General features: G+C 62.7%; 14 protein-coding genes. 7 read left to right on the top strand and 7 right to left on the bottom strand.

Annotated features, from left to right (window positions below; all coding sequences use genetic code 11):
- Positions 1 to 35: 35 nt before the first annotated feature.
- The gene (locus GTP46_RS13170; RefSeq protein WP_161007090.1) at positions 36 to 800 is read left to right on the top strand and encodes an SDR family oxidoreductase; all 765 of its coding nucleotides are present in this window, start codon (positions 36 to 38) and stop codon (positions 798 to 800) included.
- Here the strand turns inward: GTP46_RS13170 and GTP46_RS13165 are convergent, their stop codons facing one another.
- From GTP46_RS13165 to GTP46_RS13150, 4 genes are read right to left on the bottom strand one after another with little or no spacing between them, the layout of a single operon-like run.
- Positions 801 to 1,940 (bottom strand): UbiH/UbiF/VisC/COQ6 family ubiquinone biosynthesis hydroxylase, encoded by a 1,140-nt coding sequence (locus tag GTP46_RS13165; protein WP_161007089.1) that lies wholly within the window; start codon positions 1,938 to 1,940, stop codon positions 801 to 803.
- Positions 1,933 to 3,282 (bottom strand): aminopeptidase P N-terminal domain-containing protein, encoded by a 1,350-nt coding sequence (locus GTP46_RS13160; RefSeq protein ID WP_161007088.1) that lies wholly within the window; start codon positions 3,280 to 3,282, stop codon positions 1,933 to 1,935. Before GTP46_RS13160 ends, GTP46_RS13165 begins: the two co-directional genes overlap by 8 nt.
- The gene (murU, locus tag GTP46_RS13155; protein WP_161007087.1) at positions 3,282 to 4,016 is read right to left on the bottom strand and encodes an N-acetylmuramate alpha-1-phosphate uridylyltransferase MurU; all 735 of its coding nucleotides are present in this window, start codon (positions 4,014 to 4,016) and stop codon (positions 3,282 to 3,284) included. The genes GTP46_RS13160 and murU overlap by 1 nt, the downstream gene beginning before the upstream one ends.
- 10 nt (positions 4,017 to 4,026) lie before the next feature.
- Positions 4,027 to 5,070 (bottom strand): aminoglycoside phosphotransferase family protein, encoded by a 1,044-nt coding sequence (locus GTP46_RS13150; RefSeq protein WP_161007086.1) that lies wholly within the window; start codon positions 5,068 to 5,070, stop codon positions 4,027 to 4,029.
- Positions 5,071 to 5,178: 108 nt separating this feature from the next.
- Between GTP46_RS13150 and GTP46_RS13145 the strand changes: the two genes are divergently transcribed.
- The 4 genes from GTP46_RS13145 to rsmA all read left to right on the top strand — a co-directional run bounded on the left by GTP46_RS13145 (position 5,179) and on the right by rsmA (position 10,810).
- Complete coding sequence (locus GTP46_RS13145; RefSeq protein ID WP_371869656.1) at positions 5,179 to 7,416, top strand: LPS-assembly protein LptD; 2,238 nt, start codon at positions 5,179 to 5,181, stop codon at positions 7,414 to 7,416.
- Positions 7,417 to 7,493: 77 nt separating this feature from the next.
- Entirely contained in the window at positions 7,494 to 8,948 is a 1,455-nt protein-coding gene (locus tag GTP46_RS13140; protein WP_161007084.1) for a peptidylprolyl isomerase, read from the top strand.
- Between the two features lie 18 nt (positions 8,949 to 8,966).
- Complete coding sequence (pdxA, locus tag GTP46_RS13135) at positions 8,967 to 10,040, top strand: 4-hydroxythreonine-4-phosphate dehydrogenase PdxA (protein ID WP_161007083.1); 1,074 nt, start codon at positions 8,967 to 8,969, stop codon at positions 10,038 to 10,040.
- Positions 10,037 to 10,810, top strand: coding sequence for a 16S rRNA (adenine(1518)-N(6)/adenine(1519)-N(6))-dimethyltransferase RsmA (gene rsmA / locus GTP46_RS13130; protein ID WP_161007082.1), 774 nt, complete (start codon positions 10,037 to 10,039; stop codon positions 10,808 to 10,810). The genes pdxA and rsmA overlap by 4 nt, the downstream gene beginning before the upstream one ends.
- A 149-nt stretch (positions 10,811 to 10,959) precedes the next feature.
- Here rsmA and GTP46_RS13125 read toward each other — a convergent pair whose 3' ends face one another.
- The 3 genes from GTP46_RS13125 to GTP46_RS13115 all read right to left on the bottom strand — a co-directional run bounded on the left by GTP46_RS13125 (position 10,960) and on the right by GTP46_RS13115 (position 13,769).
- Complete coding sequence (locus tag GTP46_RS13125) at positions 10,960 to 11,592, bottom strand: DUF4369 domain-containing protein (RefSeq protein WP_161007081.1); 633 nt, start codon at positions 11,590 to 11,592, stop codon at positions 10,960 to 10,962.
- A 31-nt stretch (positions 11,593 to 11,623) separates the two neighbouring features.
- Entirely contained in the window at positions 11,624 to 12,241 is a 618-nt protein-coding gene (locus GTP46_RS13120; RefSeq protein WP_161007080.1) for a hypothetical protein, read from the bottom strand.
- A gap of 133 nt (positions 12,242 to 12,374) precedes the next feature.
- On the bottom strand, positions 12,375 to 13,769 hold the full coding sequence (locus GTP46_RS13115; protein ID WP_161007079.1) for a metallophosphoesterase: 1,395 nt from the start codon (positions 13,767 to 13,769) through the stop codon (positions 12,375 to 12,377).
- Positions 13,770 to 13,820: 51 nt separating this feature from the next.
- Here GTP46_RS13115 and GTP46_RS13110 point away from each other — a divergent pair, with 51 nt between their 5' ends.
- Positions 13,821 to 14,537 (top strand): HAD family hydrolase, encoded by a 717-nt coding sequence (locus GTP46_RS13110; protein WP_161007078.1) that lies wholly within the window; start codon positions 13,821 to 13,823, stop codon positions 14,535 to 14,537.
- Positions 14,538 to 14,566: 29 nt separating this feature from the next.
- Positions 14,567 to 15,583, top strand: a complete 1,017-nt coding sequence (hrcA, locus tag GTP46_RS13105) for a heat-inducible transcriptional repressor HrcA (RefSeq protein ID WP_161007077.1) — start codon at positions 14,567 to 14,569, stop codon at positions 15,581 to 15,583.
- The last annotated feature ends 16 nt before the right edge of the window (positions 15,584 to 15,599 follow it).

Below are 15,599 nucleotides of genomic sequence, written 5' to 3'. Positions count from 1 at the left end.
GATGACTACATCAACCCACCTCAAGGAGTTTTAAAATGAATCGTCTGCAAAATAAAGTTGCTATCGTTACTGGCGCATCCTCCGGCATCGGCCGCGCGACTGCCAAACTGTTTGCCGCCGAAGGCGCCAAAGTAGTCGTTGCCGCCCGCCGTCAATCTGAACTCGATAGCCTGGTCGCTGAGATCAAGGCCGATGGTGGTCAAGCCATCGCGCTGGCTGGCGACGTTACTTCCGAATCGTTCAATGCGCAGCTGGTTGCTACCGCTGTTGAGGCATATGGTCGTCTGGATATCGCTTATAACAACGCCGGTACGCTGGGCGAAATGGGCGAGACCAGCGGTGTTTCCGAGCAGGGCTGGAACGACACGCTGGCGGCTAACCTGACCAGTGCTTTCCTCGGCGCGAAACACCAGGTACCGGCCATGGCCAAAAATGGCGGCGGCTCGGTGATTTTCACTTCGACCTTTGTTGGTTATAGTTTTGCCTTCCCGGGTGTGGCGGCTTATGCGGCCAGCAAGGCGGGCTTGATCGGCCTGACCCAGGCACTGGCGGCGGAATATGGTCCGCAGGGCGTGCGCGTGAATGCCGTGCTGCCGGGGGCTGTGGATACGCAGATGTACCGCGACATGAATAACACGCCGGAGTCGACTTCGTTCATCACCAATCTGCATGCGCTTAAGCGCGTGGCGCAGCCGGAAGAGTTGGCGCGTTCGGTGCTGTACCTGGCTTCGGACGATTCCTCGTTCGTGACCGGCACCGCCTCGCTGGTGGATGGCGGCGCGTCGATCACCCGCACGTAATTAGCGGCGACCGTACATCATCAGTTCCGCCAGGATTCCTCGCGCTGGGCCGACCATGTCGATGGCGGCCAGCGAGAGGCCCAGCAGGGCTTGGGCTGGCGAGTCGTTGGCAAAGATGCGCGCCATGGTGTCGGTGATTTGCACGGTGGTGCTGCGGTCGTGCTGGCGTTGTTCGGTGAATTGCGCCAGTTGCGTCGGCGTCGCGCCTAGTGCCAGCAGGCGCGCCAGCACGGTCACATCGCGTAGGCCGAGGTTGAGGCCTTGGCCCGCTACCGGGTGCAGCGTTTGTGCGGCGTTGCCGATGGCGACGGTGCGCGCGGTGCTGTGGCCTGCTGCATTGAGGCCAAGGCGGAAACTGAGGCGCGGCGTGGCATGCGTGAATTTGCCAACGCGGTCGCCGAAAGCTGCGCCCAGCGCTTGCAGAAATTCTTTGTCGTCCAACGCTTGCAGCTTGGCTGCGGTGTCGGGACGCACGCACCATACCAGCGAATATTCATCATCCTGCGGCAGCAGTGCCAGCGGGCCTTGTTCTGTAAAGCGTTCGTAGGCGCGGTGCGGCGGCGGGGTGGTGCTGCGCACTTGCGCGATGATGGCGGTTTGCTCGTAATCGCGGTTGGTGGCGCGGGTTTGCTGTTCGTTGAATAGCCCACCCTCGGCTTGCACCACGATGGCGGCGCGCAGTGTTTGCGTTTCGTCGCCGATGGCGATGGTCAGCGTGACGGCGTCGTCACCTTCCTCCAATGCCGTTACGCGGGCGGGGCGCAGCGAGGCCACGCCTGCGTGCGAGCAGGCTGTGCCCAAGGCGCTCACCAGGTGGCCGTAGCGGCTCACGTAGCCCAGCGCTGGCAGGTCGTAGTCCTTGCGGTCGATCATGCTGCGGCCGAATTGTCCTCGACGCGAGACGTGGATTTGTTCGATAGCGGTGGCCGAAGCAGGCCAGCCACCAATGGGTTCCAGTATCTGCCGGCTGCCCCACGATAGCGCCAGCGAGCGCGGATCCTTGGCCGCTTGCTCCAGCGTCTTCGCATCAATCAGCGCGATGCGCCCTGCAGGCAGGCCGCGCTTGATCAGCAGCGCCGCCAGCGCCATGCCGGCCGGTCCTGCGCCGCAGATGGCGATGTCGTAATCCAGTTCAGTCATGCTGCATCAGTTCTTCAATCTCGGCCACGGTCTTGGGCGCAGCGGCGCTCAGAATGGTGTAACCGTCGGCGGTCACCAGCACGTCGTCTTCGATGCGGATGCCGATGTTCCAGTACTCTTCCGGCACGCCTTCGGCCGGACGTACGTAGATGCCCGGTTCCACTGTCACCACCATGCCCGGCTTGAGCGCGCGCGATGGCTTGTCGGCTTGCGTGACGTCGCGGTATTGGCCGACGTCGTGCACGTCCATGCCGAGCCAGTGGCCGGTGCCGTGCATGTAGAACTGCAGGTAGCTCTTGCTGGCGATGACTTCTTCCAGCGTGCCTTTCAGCAGGCCGATATCCAGCATGCCTTGCGCCAGCACTTTCACCGCCGCCTCGTGCGCGCCAGAGTAGGACAGGCCGGGAGCGATGGCTTTCAGTGCGGCCGCTTGCGCGTCCAGCACCAGTTCATACAGGCGCTTTTGCGGTGCGCTGAAACGACCGTTGACCGGGAAGGTGCGGGTGATGTCGGAGGCGTAGCCATCGAGTTCGCAGCCGGCGTCGATCAGTACCAGGTCGCCGTCTTTCGATTGGGCGTTGTTGGCGCTGTAGTGCAGCACGCAGGCGTTGGCGCCCGCTGCGACGATGGAGGTGTAGGCTGGCGCTTGTGCGCCGTTGCGGCGGAATTCATACAGCAGTTCCGCTTCCAGTTCGTATTCGTGGACGCCAGCGCGGGCGGCGCGCATGGCGCGGATGTGGGCTTGCGCCGAGATGGTGGCGGCGCGCAGCATGGTGGCTTGTTCGCTGTCGTCTTTGAGCAGGCGCATTTCGTCCAGCAGCGGCAGCAGGTCGACCGTCGCTGCGGGCGGTGTGACGCCGGTGCGGGATTTGGCGCGCACGGCGGACAGCCAGCCTGCAACGCGTGGATCAAGCTTGCTGCCCAGCGGGTAGTACAGCGATGGAGTGTTGGAGAGCAGTGTGGCCATTTGCTCGTCCAGCGTTTCGATGGCGTGTGCTTCGTCGAAGCCAAAGGCGATGCGTGCGCCTTCAGGGCCGTAACGGTAGCCGTCCCAGATTTCGCGGTCGATGTTTTTGGGGCGGCAGAACAGGATGGCGCGGGCGGGCGTTTCGCCTTGCGCCGCAACCAGCACCACCACCGCTTCCGGTTCGGTGAAGCCGGTCAGGTAGTAGAAGTAGCTATCGTGGCGATAGAGGTAATCGCTGTCGCTGTTACGCGCTACTTCCGGCGCGGTCGGCAGCACAGCCACCGCGCCGAGCGGTATCTGCGCCAGCAGGCGCGCGCGGCGGGCGGCGTAGCGGGCCACGTCGCTGGCTGCGGCGGTGCTGACGGCGGGCGTCATTACTGCACGCCTTTGCCGGCTGGGGCCAGCGCGGCCAGTGGGGCGTTCAGCAGGTCCAGCTGCGTGACGGTACCGACGTTGTGCCATTCACCTTCGTACACTTCGCCGCCGACTTGCTTCTTGTCCGCATATTCGCGGATCAGCGGGCCAAGCTTGGCGTACTCGCCGGCCGGAATGCGGTCAAACATCTCCATGCGGTACACGCCGATATTCCCGAAGGTCCATTTTGGCGAACCGTCGTTGGTCAGCGTGTACATATTCATGCCGAAGTCGCCATCCGGATGCCAGTCTGGATTCGGCACCATGTACAGCCAGCAGATATCGCGCTTGTCGGCCGGGTAGGGGTTGCCCCACATGTCCTTGTCATGCAAGACGTCCTTGACCTGCTCGAAGTCGAAGTAAGGCGTGTAGATATCGCCCGAAATCGCCACGAACGGCTCCTCGCCCAGCAGCTCACGCGCCTTGGCGATGCCGCCTGCCGTTTCGAGTGCCGTCTCTTCGTGAGAGTACAGCAGCTTGGCGCCAAACTGGCTGCCGTCGCCCAGCGCCGCCTCAATCTGATCGCCCAGATGCGCGTGGTTGATGACGATCTCGGTGATCCCGGCCTTCACCAAATTCAGGATGTGCCACACGATCAGCGGCCGGCCGCGCACTTTCAGCAACGGCTTGGGCGTGGTATCGGTCAATGGGCGCATGCGCTCACCGCGACCAGCGGCGAAAATCATCGCTTTCATGCGCCGGTCCTCAGAAGGTGTAGCCGACTTGCGGCTTGCTGTCTTCCAGCAGATCCAGCAGGCGCACCAGCGGCTTCAGATCCTTGTAGCGGCCGGCGGTCTTGCGCACGTATTCCATCACGGTCGGCAGGTCGTCCAGATACTGGGCTTTGCCATCGCGGTAGTTCAGGCGGCAGAACAGGCCGAGGATCTTCAGGTGGCGTTGTAGCGCCATGTACTCGAAGTCCTTGTAGAAGGCGTCGATATCGCTGTTGACCGGCAGGCCCAGCGACTTGGCGTGCTGCCAGTAGCGAATCGACCAGTCCAGCACCAGCTCTTCGTCCCACGACACATAAGCATCGCGCAGCAGCGAGGCCAGGTCGTAGGTCATCGGGCCGTACAGCGCGTCCTGGAAGTCCAGCACGCCCGGATTGCCCGAGTCGACCACCATCAGGTTACGCGAATGGAAATCACGGTGCACATACACCTGCGCTTGCGCGGTGACGTTGGCCAAAATCGCGTCGAACACGCCTTGCAGTTCGGCCGCCTGCTTGTTGGTCAGCGTGGCTTTCAAATGCTGGCCGATGTACCACTCGGGGAACAAGTTCATCTCGCGCAGCAGGAAGGCGCGGTCGTATTCCGGCAGCACGTCCGGACGGCTGGTCAGCTGGAATTTCACCAGCGCCTCCAGCGCTTCGGCGTACATGGTCGAAGCGTTATCGTGGTTCAGCGCGGACAGGAAGGTGGTGGTGCCCAAGTCGGACAGCAGCATCACGCCGGCTTCGTAATCGGTGGCGATGATGCGCGGCACGGTGACGCCCGCATGCGTGAGCATTTCGTCAACTTTGACGAAGCCGAGGACGTTCTCGCGCTCCGGCGGTGCGTCCATGACGATCAGAGTCTGGCCCAGCGCAGCTTGCTGTTCTGGTAAAACGTTGACACGGAAATAACGGCGGAAGCTAGCGTCGGCCGAAGCAGGGCGCAAGCTTTCCACGTCGACCACATTCAGGCCGCGCAGCCAGGTTACCGCCAGTGCCAGGCGTGTATCGGAAGTTAAATTCTGTAATAAAGACATCGAAGCATGCCGAGGAAACCGGCGTCAGGTGAAGATTCCCATATAATAAGGGATTCAAATCAAAAAATCGCCTTTCATGGTGCTTGGTTCCTTCTTTTCATGAGTCGCATGCCCAAACCGCAGCGCTTGGCGTATGCCCTGTCCGCTATCTTCACCGTTACGGCGTTGCCTTCGTTCGCCCAAACGCCGCCCAAGCAGCGCGCACCGCGCGTGGAAGACAAGAACGCCGTCACCACCGTCATGGCCGAGGACATCAGCGGCCGTCCCGAGCGTGAGTTGAACCTGGATCGCGACGCAGAAATCATCAAGGACAAGACCAAGGTCAAGGCCGACACCGCCTGCTACCGCCAGGTTGAGGATGAAGTCGAGGCCAAGGGCAATGTGAAAATCTGGCGCTTCGGCGACTATTTCACCGGCGATGAGCTAAAGCTGAACATGGACACGGGCAAGGGCTATATGCTCAACCCGACCTATAAGCTGGAAGCCAACCACGCGCAGGGCAAGGCCGAACGCCTCAACTTCGTCAATGAAGATGAAGCGGTGGTGGTCAACGGCACCTACAGCACCTGCCAGAGCGCGGACCCGGACTGGTACCTGAAGTCGGACACGCTCAATCTTGATTCCGGACGCGACGTCGGCACCGCCGGCAAGACGCTGATTTATTTCAAGGACGTGCCGATTATCGGCACGCCGGCTTTGTCGTTCTCGCTGTCGGGCGCGCGCCGCTCTGGCTGGCTATCGCCGACGCCGGGCTTCGGTTCCAAGAACGGCGCCGAGCTGGTGGTGCCGTACTACTTCAACATCGCGCCGAATCGCGATTTGACGGTGTACCCGAAAATCATCGGTAACCGCGGCCTGCAAATCGGCGCGCTGGGCCGCTATCTGGGCGAGACCGACAGCGGCTACTACCACGGCGAAACCTATATCGAGTATTTGCCGCACGACCGCGAATACGCGCAAGCCAATCCGGACAAAAAGAGCGACCGCTGGATGATACGCTCCACTCATACCCAGGACCTGAGCAAGGACTGGGAGTACAGCTGGAACTTGCGCGGCGCCTCGGATGACAACTATCCGAATGATTTCTCCAAGACGGTGTCGAGCTCGACCGAGCGTCAGCTGCTACGCGAACTGCGCACCGACTACCACGGCGATTTCTGGACCCTGACCGCGCGCGTGCAGAAGTATCAGGTGCTGCAAGATCCGGAATCGTCAGTCGATCCATCGCTGACCGTAACCCGTCCCTACGACCGCCTGCCGGCGATTAACCTGCACGCCGCGCAGTACGATGTGGCCGGTGGTTTCGACTGGGCCTTCGATTCCGAGCTGACCCGCTTCTACCATCCGACCCTGATCAACGGTACCCGCCTGGTGGCGATTCCGCAGCTGAGCTATCCGATCATCGGACCGAGCTACTTCATCACGCCGAAGGTGATGGTCAACATGGCCAGCTACCAGCTGGATTCGTTTAACGGGCAGAAGTCCGATAATCTGTCGCGCTCGGTGCCGACCTTCTCGCTGGACTCGGGCCTGGTGTTTGAGCGCGACGTCAAACTCGGCGGCAAGGACATGACCCAGACGCTGGAGCCACGCCTGTTCTACGTGAACACGCCGTACCGCGACCAGAGCAAGTTCCCGACCTTCGACACCGACGCCGCCACCTTTAACTTCAGCCAGATCTTCAGCGAAAACCGCTTCGTTGGTTCGGACCGTATTGGCGACGCCAACCAGTTGACCGCCGCGCTGACCTCGCGCTTCCTGGACGCCAACGGCGCCGAGGCGCTGCGTCTGGCGTTCGGCCAGCGTTTCTACTTCCGCGACCAGAAGGTGCAGCTCGATTCGTCGACGCCGGTAGTCGACGCCCACTCCGACATCCTGCTGGCCGCGACCGGCCGCATTTCGGAAACCTGGACCTTCGACAGCGCCGTGCAGTACAACCCAAGCCAGAGCCGCATCGTCTCGGAAAGCTATACCGCGCAGTGGATTCCCGGTTCGAAGAAGGTGCTGAACTTGGGCTACCGCTACCTGCGCGGCAGCTTCAAGAATATCGAGCTGTCGAGCCAGTGGCCGATCTTCCAGCGCTGGTATGGCGTGGGCCGGGTCAGCTACTCGGTGCAGGACAAAAAGATTCTTGAGAGCCTGATGGGCCTCGAATACAACGCCGACTGCTGGGTGTTCCGCACCGGCGCCCAGCGTTTCGTGACCACCTCGACCAAAGCCTCGACCCAGATCTTCTTCCAGTTGGAGCTGAACGGCCTGTCGCACCTGGGCGTGGGCAGCCCGCTGGAAGCGATGAAGAGCAGTATTCCGGGCTACCAGCGCCTGAATGACGGTTATGGCCGCTAACTCCATGTACACTTCGGTTTGATTTTTTCTTACACCTCTTGAGCGTTCTTAACATGCGTAATGCCAGTAAGTACCAGATGAAACTCCTCGCAGTCTTGTTGTGCACGGCCGCGCTCAGCGGTTGTAGCCTGTTCTCCTCGAAGAAAAAGCCTGAGCCGGCCGCCGTGCCGGCGCCAGCTGCCGCCCCTGCCGCGGCCGCACCGGCAGCGGACGCCAAGCCAGCGCCGAAGAAGGACGCGAATGCCGGCTTCATCCCGCCGGGTGAATCGGGCAATGTGGCGATCGACTCCATCGTGGTGGTGGTCAATGACGACGTGATCACCCAGCGCGAACTGTCCAACCGCATCAAGACCGTGACCGTGCGCATGAAGGCGCAGAACGTGCAGATGCCGGATCCGGCCGACCTGCGCCGCCAGCTGCTGGAGCGCATGATTGTCGAACGCTCGCAGCTGCAAATGGCCAAGGAAATGGGCGTGCGCGTGGACGACCTGCAGCTTGACCGCGCCATCCAGCGGATCGCCGAAGCGCAAAAACTGAACGTGCAGCAGCTGCGCGACCAGATGGAAAAAGATGGCACGCCGTACGCTGCCTTCCGCGAAGACATCCGCGAAGAGATCATCATGCAGCGCCTGCGCGAGCATGAAGTCGACGCCAAGATCCAGATTTCCGACGCCGAGGTAGACAGCTTTGTGGCCGCTGAAAAAGCCGCTGCCGCCGAGCAGTACGAAATCAATATCGCGCAGATCATGGTCCGCATTCCAGACAACGCCACGGCGGAAGTAATCGCCCAGCGCCGTGCGCGCGCCGAAGAAGTGATGCGCCAGCTGCGCACCGGCGCCGACTTCGCCAAGATGGCCGCCACCTACTCGGACGCCAGCGACGCACTGCAAGGCGGCGCGGTCGGCTGGCGCCAGCCTGAGCGCCTGCCACCGGTGTTCGCTGAAGCGCTGGTCAAGCTGAAAGCCGGCCAGGTCACGCCTATCATCAAGAGCACCGGCGCCTTCCACATCCTGAAGGCGGTGGATCGCCGCAGCCTGGCCGAGGCGCAAGCCGTGGCCGCCGTGCAGCAGACCCACGCCCGCCACATCCTGATCAAGGTCACGCCGGCCATGAGCGCGGCCGACGCCAAGCGCAAGCTGATGGAACTGAAGGAACGCCTCGACAACAACGCCGCCAAGTTTGAAGACCTAGCGCGCCTGGTGTCGAACGACGGTTCGGCGTCCAAAGGCGGCGATCTGGGCTGGCTGTACCCGGGCGACACCATGCCGGAATTTGAAGCGGCAATGAACAACCTGAAAATCGGCGAGGTTAGCGAGCCGGTTGAAACCAGCTTCGGCCTGCACCTGATCCAGGTGCTGGAGCGTAAGAGCGACGACGTCTCGAAAGAGCGCGAGCGCAATAACGCGCGCCAGGCACTGCGCGACCGCAAGCTGGAAGAAGCCACCGAGAGCTGGCAGCGTGAAGTGCGCGACCGTGCCTACGTCGAGTACCGCAACGACGATGACAAGGCTGCCAACGCCGCCAGCAAGTAAGAAGAAAGGGGAGCACGAGTGAGCGCCACTTCATCCAAACGGCGCCCGGGAGTGCGCCCCGCCATTGCCGTCACGGTTGGTGAACCAGCCGGCATTGGTCCAGAAATCTCCATCCGCGCGGCGTGGGCCCGCAGGCACGAAGTCAATTGTGTGCTGCTGGGCGACGCTGCGTTCCTGGCCATGACGGCCGGCGATATCGATCCCGACATTAAATTATCCGCGCTGTCGCTGATGGCAGTGCGCAATGGCGGCTTGCCGCATTTCGGACCGGACCGCATCACGGTGATCGACGTGCCGCTGGACGCGCATGTGGTGCCGGGCAAGCTGGACAAGGAAAACGGCCGCGCTGTGCTGGCCACGCTGGATGCGTCCATCGAGGGCATACAGGCTGGCTGGTTCGAGGCCGTGGTCACGGCACCGCTGCAAAAGAGCACCATCAACGACGCCGGCGTGAAGTTCTCCGGCCACACCGAGTACTACGCTGAAAAGACCGGCACGCCGCAAGTGGTGATGATGCTCGCCGGACCACAAGCCTTGGGCGGCGAGCAGCTGCGCGTGGCGCTGGCGACGACGCATCTGCCGTTGAAGGACGTCTCGGCCGCGCTGACGCAGGACGGCCTGGCGCAAATCCTCGACATCATCGACGCTGACCTGCGCAACAAATTCGGCATCGCTGCGCCACGTATTCTGGTGTGCGGCCTGAACCCGCACGCGGGCGAGGGCGGCTACCTGGGCCGCGAGGAAATCGACATCATCACGCCGGCGATTCAGGCGGCACAGGCGCGCGGCATAGCTGCTGCCGGCCCGTATCCGGCCGATACGCTGTTCCAGCCCAAGTACCTGCAAGACGCCGACTGCGTGTTGGCGATGTATCACGATCAGGGCCTGCCGGTACTGAAATACGCGACGTTTGGAAATGGCGTCAACATCACGCTGGGCCTGCCGCTGATCCGCACCTCGGTCGATCACGGCACGGCGCTGGACCTGGCCGCGCGAGGCCCAGGTCTCAGCAAGGCCGACAGCGGCAGCATGGAACAGGCCATTAGCGCCGCGCTGGCGATGGCAAATAATTCTTTGGACAATAAAAAATGAAACAACACGTAGCCCGCAAACGCTTCGGCCAAAACTTCCTGCATGACCAGAATGTACTGAGCAGCATTACCGAATCCATCGATCCGGCGCCGGGCGACAGCATGGTTGAAATCGGCCCCGGTTTGGCGGCCATGACCGACCAGCTGCTGCGCACGCTCAAGCACATGCACGTGGTCGAACTGGATCGCGACCTGGTGGCGCGGCTGGAGAAAGCCTACCCGCCGAACAAGCTGACGGTGCATTCGGGCGACGCCCTGAAATTTGACTTCAGCACCATTCCGGTGGCGGAAGGCCAGAAGCTGCGCATCGTCGGCAACCTGCCGTACAACATCTCCAGCCCGCTGCTGTTCCACCTGGCGACCTTTGCGCCGCTGGTGCAGGATCAGCACTTCATGCTGCAAAAAGAGGTGGTGGAGCGCATGGTGGCCGAGCCGGGCAGCAAGGTCTACGGCCGCCTGTCGGTGATGCTGCAGTGGCGCTATGACATGTCGCTGCTGTTTGTGGTGCCGCCGGAAGCCTTCGATCCGCCGCCGCGCGTGGATTCAGCCATCATCCGCATGATCCCGGTCGCCAAGCCGTTGGAATGCGACGGCGAAAAGCTGGAAGCCGTGGTGCTGAAAGCCTTCTCCCAGCGCCGCAAGGTAATCCGCAACTGCCTGGCCGGCATGTTCACCGAAGAGCAGATTATTGCCGCCGGCATCAACCCGACCGACCGTCCGGAAGCCGTCGGCCTGGCCCAGTACGTCGCCCTGACGAATCTGTTGAAGTAAAAAAAAAGCCCGCTAAGCTAGCGGGCTAAATCCATTTCCTTTGCAAGAAGTGGAGGAGACAAGTGCAGTATGCTGCGTTACAGCATATTAATCCACTTTATTTTCCCAATATCAATTATTTCGATATTGAATATCTCCTCCAGCCTCCCTTATTTCGGTACGCAGGTCACCAGCAGGTTGGTGACGGCGGTTGCGTGCATGACGCCGGTGCCGTTGGCAATCGAGCAGCTCAGGCCATTGTTCGGATCGAGCACGGTCACGCCGTAGGCGGTGCCGTCCTTGACGGTGGCGGAGAAGGTGAAGTCGCCAGCGCCGTTGGTGGCCGCCGCGCTGCTGATCAGCGCCGTGCTGGTCGAACCGTTCAGCAGGGTTACGGTGCGGGCGGTGCCGTCGGCAGCTGCCGTCAGGCCGGTGAACTGGCCGCCCAGCGTGTACTCGTTCTGGGCGCAGATAACTGCCGCGCGGATGGCGACGTTGTGGCCAGCCGAGCCCGAAGCACCGCTCACAGCACAGTTCATGTGGTCCGGTGGGTTCTTGATGGTGATGTTGTAGTCGGTGCCGTAGGGGATCTGCTTAGGGAAGGCAAAGCTGGTGGCGCCGGCTGGCACGGTGACCGTGTCGCTGCCGTTGGCCAGCACCAGGCCGCTATTGGCCAGGGGCAGCAGATTGCCGGACGAGTCGGTGAGGTTGCCTTGTACCGTGAACTCGGCCTTGCCGCCGCAACCTGCCAGTGCGGCCACAGCGGCCAGCGCCACAGCGGCGCTTACGAACGAAAATTTCATGTATTTCTCCAAAGTTGAGTACGGCTGCGGCTTAGTTGTTGACGCAGTTAACGATCAGGCTCTTCTGGTCCGTGGCCGGCATGGTGCCCGGGTTCAGCGCGGAATCGAAGGCGCAGGTCTGGCCGCTAGGCTGGGTCAGCACGGTGCCGCCGTATGGCGCGCCGTCCGCCACCTGAGTCGGGAAGACGAAGCTGACGTCTGCACCGGCCGAGGCCGATGGCTGTATCGCCACCAAGTCGGAGCCGTTGGCCAGTACCAGGCCGGCGCCTTTCAGGTTTTTGACGGTGCCGCCCAGTACCCGCGGATTGACGGTACAGGTGACGACCAGGCTGTAGACCGTATAGACGCTGGCCGCGCCTTCGCCGTTGGTAATGGTGCAATGGGCGCCGATGGGGTCGGTGGCGACGGTGACGTTGAACTTCTCGTCGGTGGCCAGCAGCTTGGTGAAGACAAAGGTGGAGGCGGTGGCTTCCGGGGTGAGCTTTTCGCCGTTGCTGTTATTGATCAGCACCAAGCCGGACTTGGTCACGGTGTTTGGTTTGAAAACAATCGAGCCAGACAGCGCCAGGCTGCCGTTGTTGCCGCCGCAGGCGCTCAGAATGACACCACACAGCAGGGCTAGGCCCGCACGCAGATACGAACTTTTCATAGAAACTCTCTCTCCAAAACGAATAGGGCCCGGCAGCACGCACGGGAGGCAGCATATTACACTCGTGCGCGGTATTTTAGTGCATTTGGTAATAGCGGCCTTGCAAATGGATGTAACAGCGTGTGTCGCCGGCTTATTTCACCTGCGCCACCTCGCATACCGAATGGCGTCCATCCAGCTGGCAGCGGTTGCGGATTTTTCCTTGTAAATCATGTACTTCCACGTCCCACTGGTCGGCGCTGCGGCGTTCCAAGGTCATAAAGCCGAAGCCGTCTACCCATGAGCTGAAGTGCTCGACCACGGCGCCCGGCGCCGGCGTCACCCCCGCCGGCAGCTGCTCCGGCAGCGGTACGATGTCTTCCGACGTGCCGGCAAAGCCGGCGATAAACTGGCTCGGATGGGCGCTGCTGAAGCTGGCCTGCTGCCACAGGTGGACGTGGCCCGACAGCATGGCTTGTATCGATGCCGGGAACAGCTGCGGGTTGACCGAACCGAAACTCGCTTGCAGGCCGGCGTCGCCCGGCAGCAGCACGATGCTGCCATCGGCCTTGCGGTCGGCGCCCATGCCCAGCAGCGGGTGGTGGTCGATGCCGATATTGCGCGGCGCTTGCTGTGCCAGCGCCTCCAGCTTGCGGTACAGGTCGCGGTATTTGGCGTAGCCAGTATCGCCCGGCTTCAGGCCTTTCCAGGTGGTGTTGGCGGTGTCCAGCACCAGCAGCTGGGTGGACTGGCCGATCGGGATGGCGTAGGGATCGCTGTAATTGCCGACATCATCATCGGCGGCGGCGTTGCAGTCGCGGCCTTTGAGCAGCGGACGCGGATCGAGGAAGCGCCAGTAGCCCTGGCCGCCGCGCAGGCAGTTTTCGTGATTGCCGCGCGCCATGATCCACGGCGCGGCGTCCAGCAATCGCGCGCCCGGTGCGAAGAAATCATCGTCCCACGCATCCCAGCCGTAGCCCCATGGACTGCCGGCGCAACCAGCGTTGCCTTCGGGGCAGGCGTTTTCGCGGTAGTGGTAGTCGCCGACGTGGATCACCAGGTCCGGCTTCCAGGCGGCGGCTTGGGCGGCCACGGCGGCAAACGGGTATTGCGCGCTGTCGTTGCAGGCCTGGTAGCTGTTGCTGCTCTTTTGCAGGCGGCAGCCGGTGTCGCCCAGCACCACGATGCGTCGCGGCTCGGCTTTCGGCAGCGGCAGGGCGCGGCCCAGCACGGTGGCGCTGGTGGCGCCAGCCGGCAGCGTGGTCTCGCAGGTCAGCAGCGGGAACTCGGCCGGCTTGGAGTCGGCCGGCGCGGACGGCGTGCTGCGCAGGGCGATGGTGGCGGCTGGCGCGCGCAGCGTCATGGCCTGGCTGTGCTGGTTGATGGTGATTTCAGGGCAGGCCGGGGCGTCGATCAGCACGCGCGCCACGGCGGCGCCGTATTCGCCCAGCACCACGTAGGAGGTGAAGTCTGGCGGTGGCGGTGGGTTGGTGGCAGCGCAGCCGGCCAGCAGCGCGACGGGAAGGGTACGTTTCAGGATGGATAGCATCCATATAATTTACCATGCCCTTACAATATGTTTTATTTGTGACCCATCATCATGACCACTCGCCGCCCTCTCGCCCTGCTGTTTGACCTCGATGACACCTTGTGGCCGATCGGCCCGGTGATCGTCGCCGCCGAGGAAAGCTGGCACGCCTGGCTGGCCGTCCACGCACCCAGGGTGACGCAGGCGTTCAGCGTGGCCGAGCTGCGGGTGCGCCGTATGGCGCTGCTGGAACGGCGGCCGGAGCTGATCTCCGACTTGTACCGCCTGCGGCGCGAGGCGCTAGGCGAGGTGTTTGCCGAGCTGGGCGAGGACCCGGTCCACATCGAGGGCGCGATGCAGCACTTTGCCGTGCAGCGCAACCTGGTGGTGCCATATGCCGACGTGCTGCCGGTGCTGCCGCTGTTGCAGGGCATGCTGCGGCTGGGCGTGATCACCAACGGCAACGCCGACCTTGAAGTGATCGGCATGGACCACCACTTTGAGTATGCGCTGTCGTCCTCGCAGCATGGCCGCGCCAAACCGGATCCGGGCATTTTTCACGCCGCCTGCGCCGCGATGGGCGTGGCGCCGCAAGACGCGGTCTATGTGGGCGACGACCTGCGGCTGGACGTGCAGGGCGCGCAAGCGGCTGGCCTGCGCGCAGTCTGGATCAACCGCCACGGCAGCACCGCCCATCTGGAAGCCGGTGTGACGCCGGATGCCATTTGCGTCACTTTTGAGGAACTACTCGCCTGGATACGTGGGCAGATGCAGGATAGCCGTGCATAATAGGCGCAACACCTACACCGATATTTAGCATGCAACTCGATACTCGCGCACAAACACTGCTCAAGGCCCTGGTCGAACGCTACATTGCGGACGGCCAGCCGGTGGGCTCGCGTGCGCTGTCCAAGATTTCCGGGCTGGACCTGTCGCCGGCCACCATCCGCAACATCATGGCCGATCTGGAAGAGCTGGGCTACGTGGCCAGCCCGCACACCTCGGCCGGCCGGGTGCCGACGCCGCGCGGCTACCGCATCTTTGTCGATACCCTGCTGACGGTGCAGCATCTGGACGAGCAGGCCGTCGGCGCGCAGCTGCGCCTGCAAGCGCCGCAGCCGCAAAAGATGATTTCCAATGCGGCGCAAATGCTGTCCTCGCTGTCGCAGTTTGCCGGCGTGGTGCTGAGCCCGCGCCGCGAGTCGGTATTCCAGCAGATCGAGTTCCTGCGTCTCGGCGAGAAGCGCATCCTGCTGGTGATCGTGGCGCCGAACGGCGATGTGCAGAACCGCCTGCTGCTGACCGAGGTGGACTACACGCCGGTACAGCTGGTGCAGTCGGCCAACTACATCAACCAGAATTACGGCGGGCTGGCCTTCGACGAAGTGCATACGCGCCTGCAGCACGAGGTGCGCCAGCTGCGCGACGACATGGGCCGCCTGATGCAGGCGGCGGTGGAGGCGGGTAGCGAAGCGATGGCTGATAACTCGGACGATATGGTGATCGCGGGCGAGCGCAACCTGCTGTCAGTGAGCGACCTGTCGTCCAACATGACGTCGCTGCGCCAGATGTTTGATATGTTCGAGCAGAAGACCGGCCTGATGCAGCTGCTGGACGTGTCGTCCAAGGCCAGTGGGGTGCAGATCTACATCGGCGGCGAATCGAGCCTGGTGCCGATGGATGAGATGAGTGTGGTGACGGCGCCGTACACGGCCAACGGCAAGATCGTCGGCACCTTGGGCGTGATCGGCCCGACGCGGATGGCGTATGAGCGGGTGATACCGATCGTCGATATCACCGCGAAGTTGCTCTCAAACGCCTTGAGTCAGAGTTAAAAGCCCCAGTGGGGCT

Origin of the sequence: Duganella flavida, assembly GCF_009857445.1 — a bacterium.
GTDB lineage: Bacteria > Pseudomonadota > Gammaproteobacteria > Burkholderiales > Burkholderiaceae_D > Rugamonas > Rugamonas flavida.
This window is presented reverse-complemented; position numbering and strand designations above follow the sequence as displayed.

Bases quoted from the DNA above. Each gene is read 5' to 3' on its own strand.
- GTP46_RS13170 (WP_161007090.1), top strand. From the start codon at position 36: ATGAATCGTCTGCAAAATAAAGTTGCTATCGTTACTGGCGCATCCTCC.
- GTP46_RS13165 (WP_161007089.1), bottom strand. From the start codon at position 1,940: ATGACTGAACTGGATTACGACATCGCCATCTGCGGCGCAGGACCGGCC.
- GTP46_RS13160 (WP_161007088.1), bottom strand. From the start codon at position 3,282: ATGACGCCCGCCGTCAGCACCGCCGCAGCCAGCGACGTGGCCCGCTAC.
- murU (WP_161007087.1), bottom strand. From the start codon at position 4,016: ATGAAAGCGATGATTTTCGCCGCTGGTCGCGGTGAGCGCATGCGCCCA.
- GTP46_RS13150 (WP_161007086.1), bottom strand. From the start codon at position 5,070: ATGTCTTTATTACAGAATTTAACTTCCGATACACGCCTGGCACTGGCG.
- GTP46_RS13145 (WP_371869656.1), top strand. From the start codon at position 5,179: ATGCCCAAACCGCAGCGCTTGGCGTATGCCCTGTCCGCTATCTTCACC.
- GTP46_RS13140 (WP_161007084.1), top strand. From the start codon at position 7,494: ATGAAACTCCTCGCAGTCTTGTTGTGCACGGCCGCGCTCAGCGGTTGT.
- rsmA (WP_161007082.1), top strand. From the start codon at position 10,037: ATGAAACAACACGTAGCCCGCAAACGCTTCGGCCAAAACTTCCTGCAT.
- GTP46_RS13125 (WP_161007081.1), bottom strand. From the start codon at position 11,592: ATGAAATTTTCGTTCGTAAGCGCCGCTGTGGCGCTGGCCGCTGTGGCC.
- GTP46_RS13120 (WP_161007080.1), bottom strand. From the start codon at position 12,241: ATGAAAAGTTCGTATCTGCGTGCGGGCCTAGCCCTGCTGTGTGGTGTC.
- GTP46_RS13115 (WP_161007079.1), bottom strand. From the start codon at position 13,769: ATGCTATCCATCCTGAAACGTACCCTTCCCGTCGCGCTGCTGGCCGGC.
- GTP46_RS13110 (WP_161007078.1), top strand. From the start codon at position 13,821: ATGACCACTCGCCGCCCTCTCGCCCTGCTGTTTGACCTCGATGACACC.
- hrcA (WP_161007077.1), top strand. From the start codon at position 14,567: ATGCAACTCGATACTCGCGCACAAACACTGCTCAAGGCCCTGGTCGAA.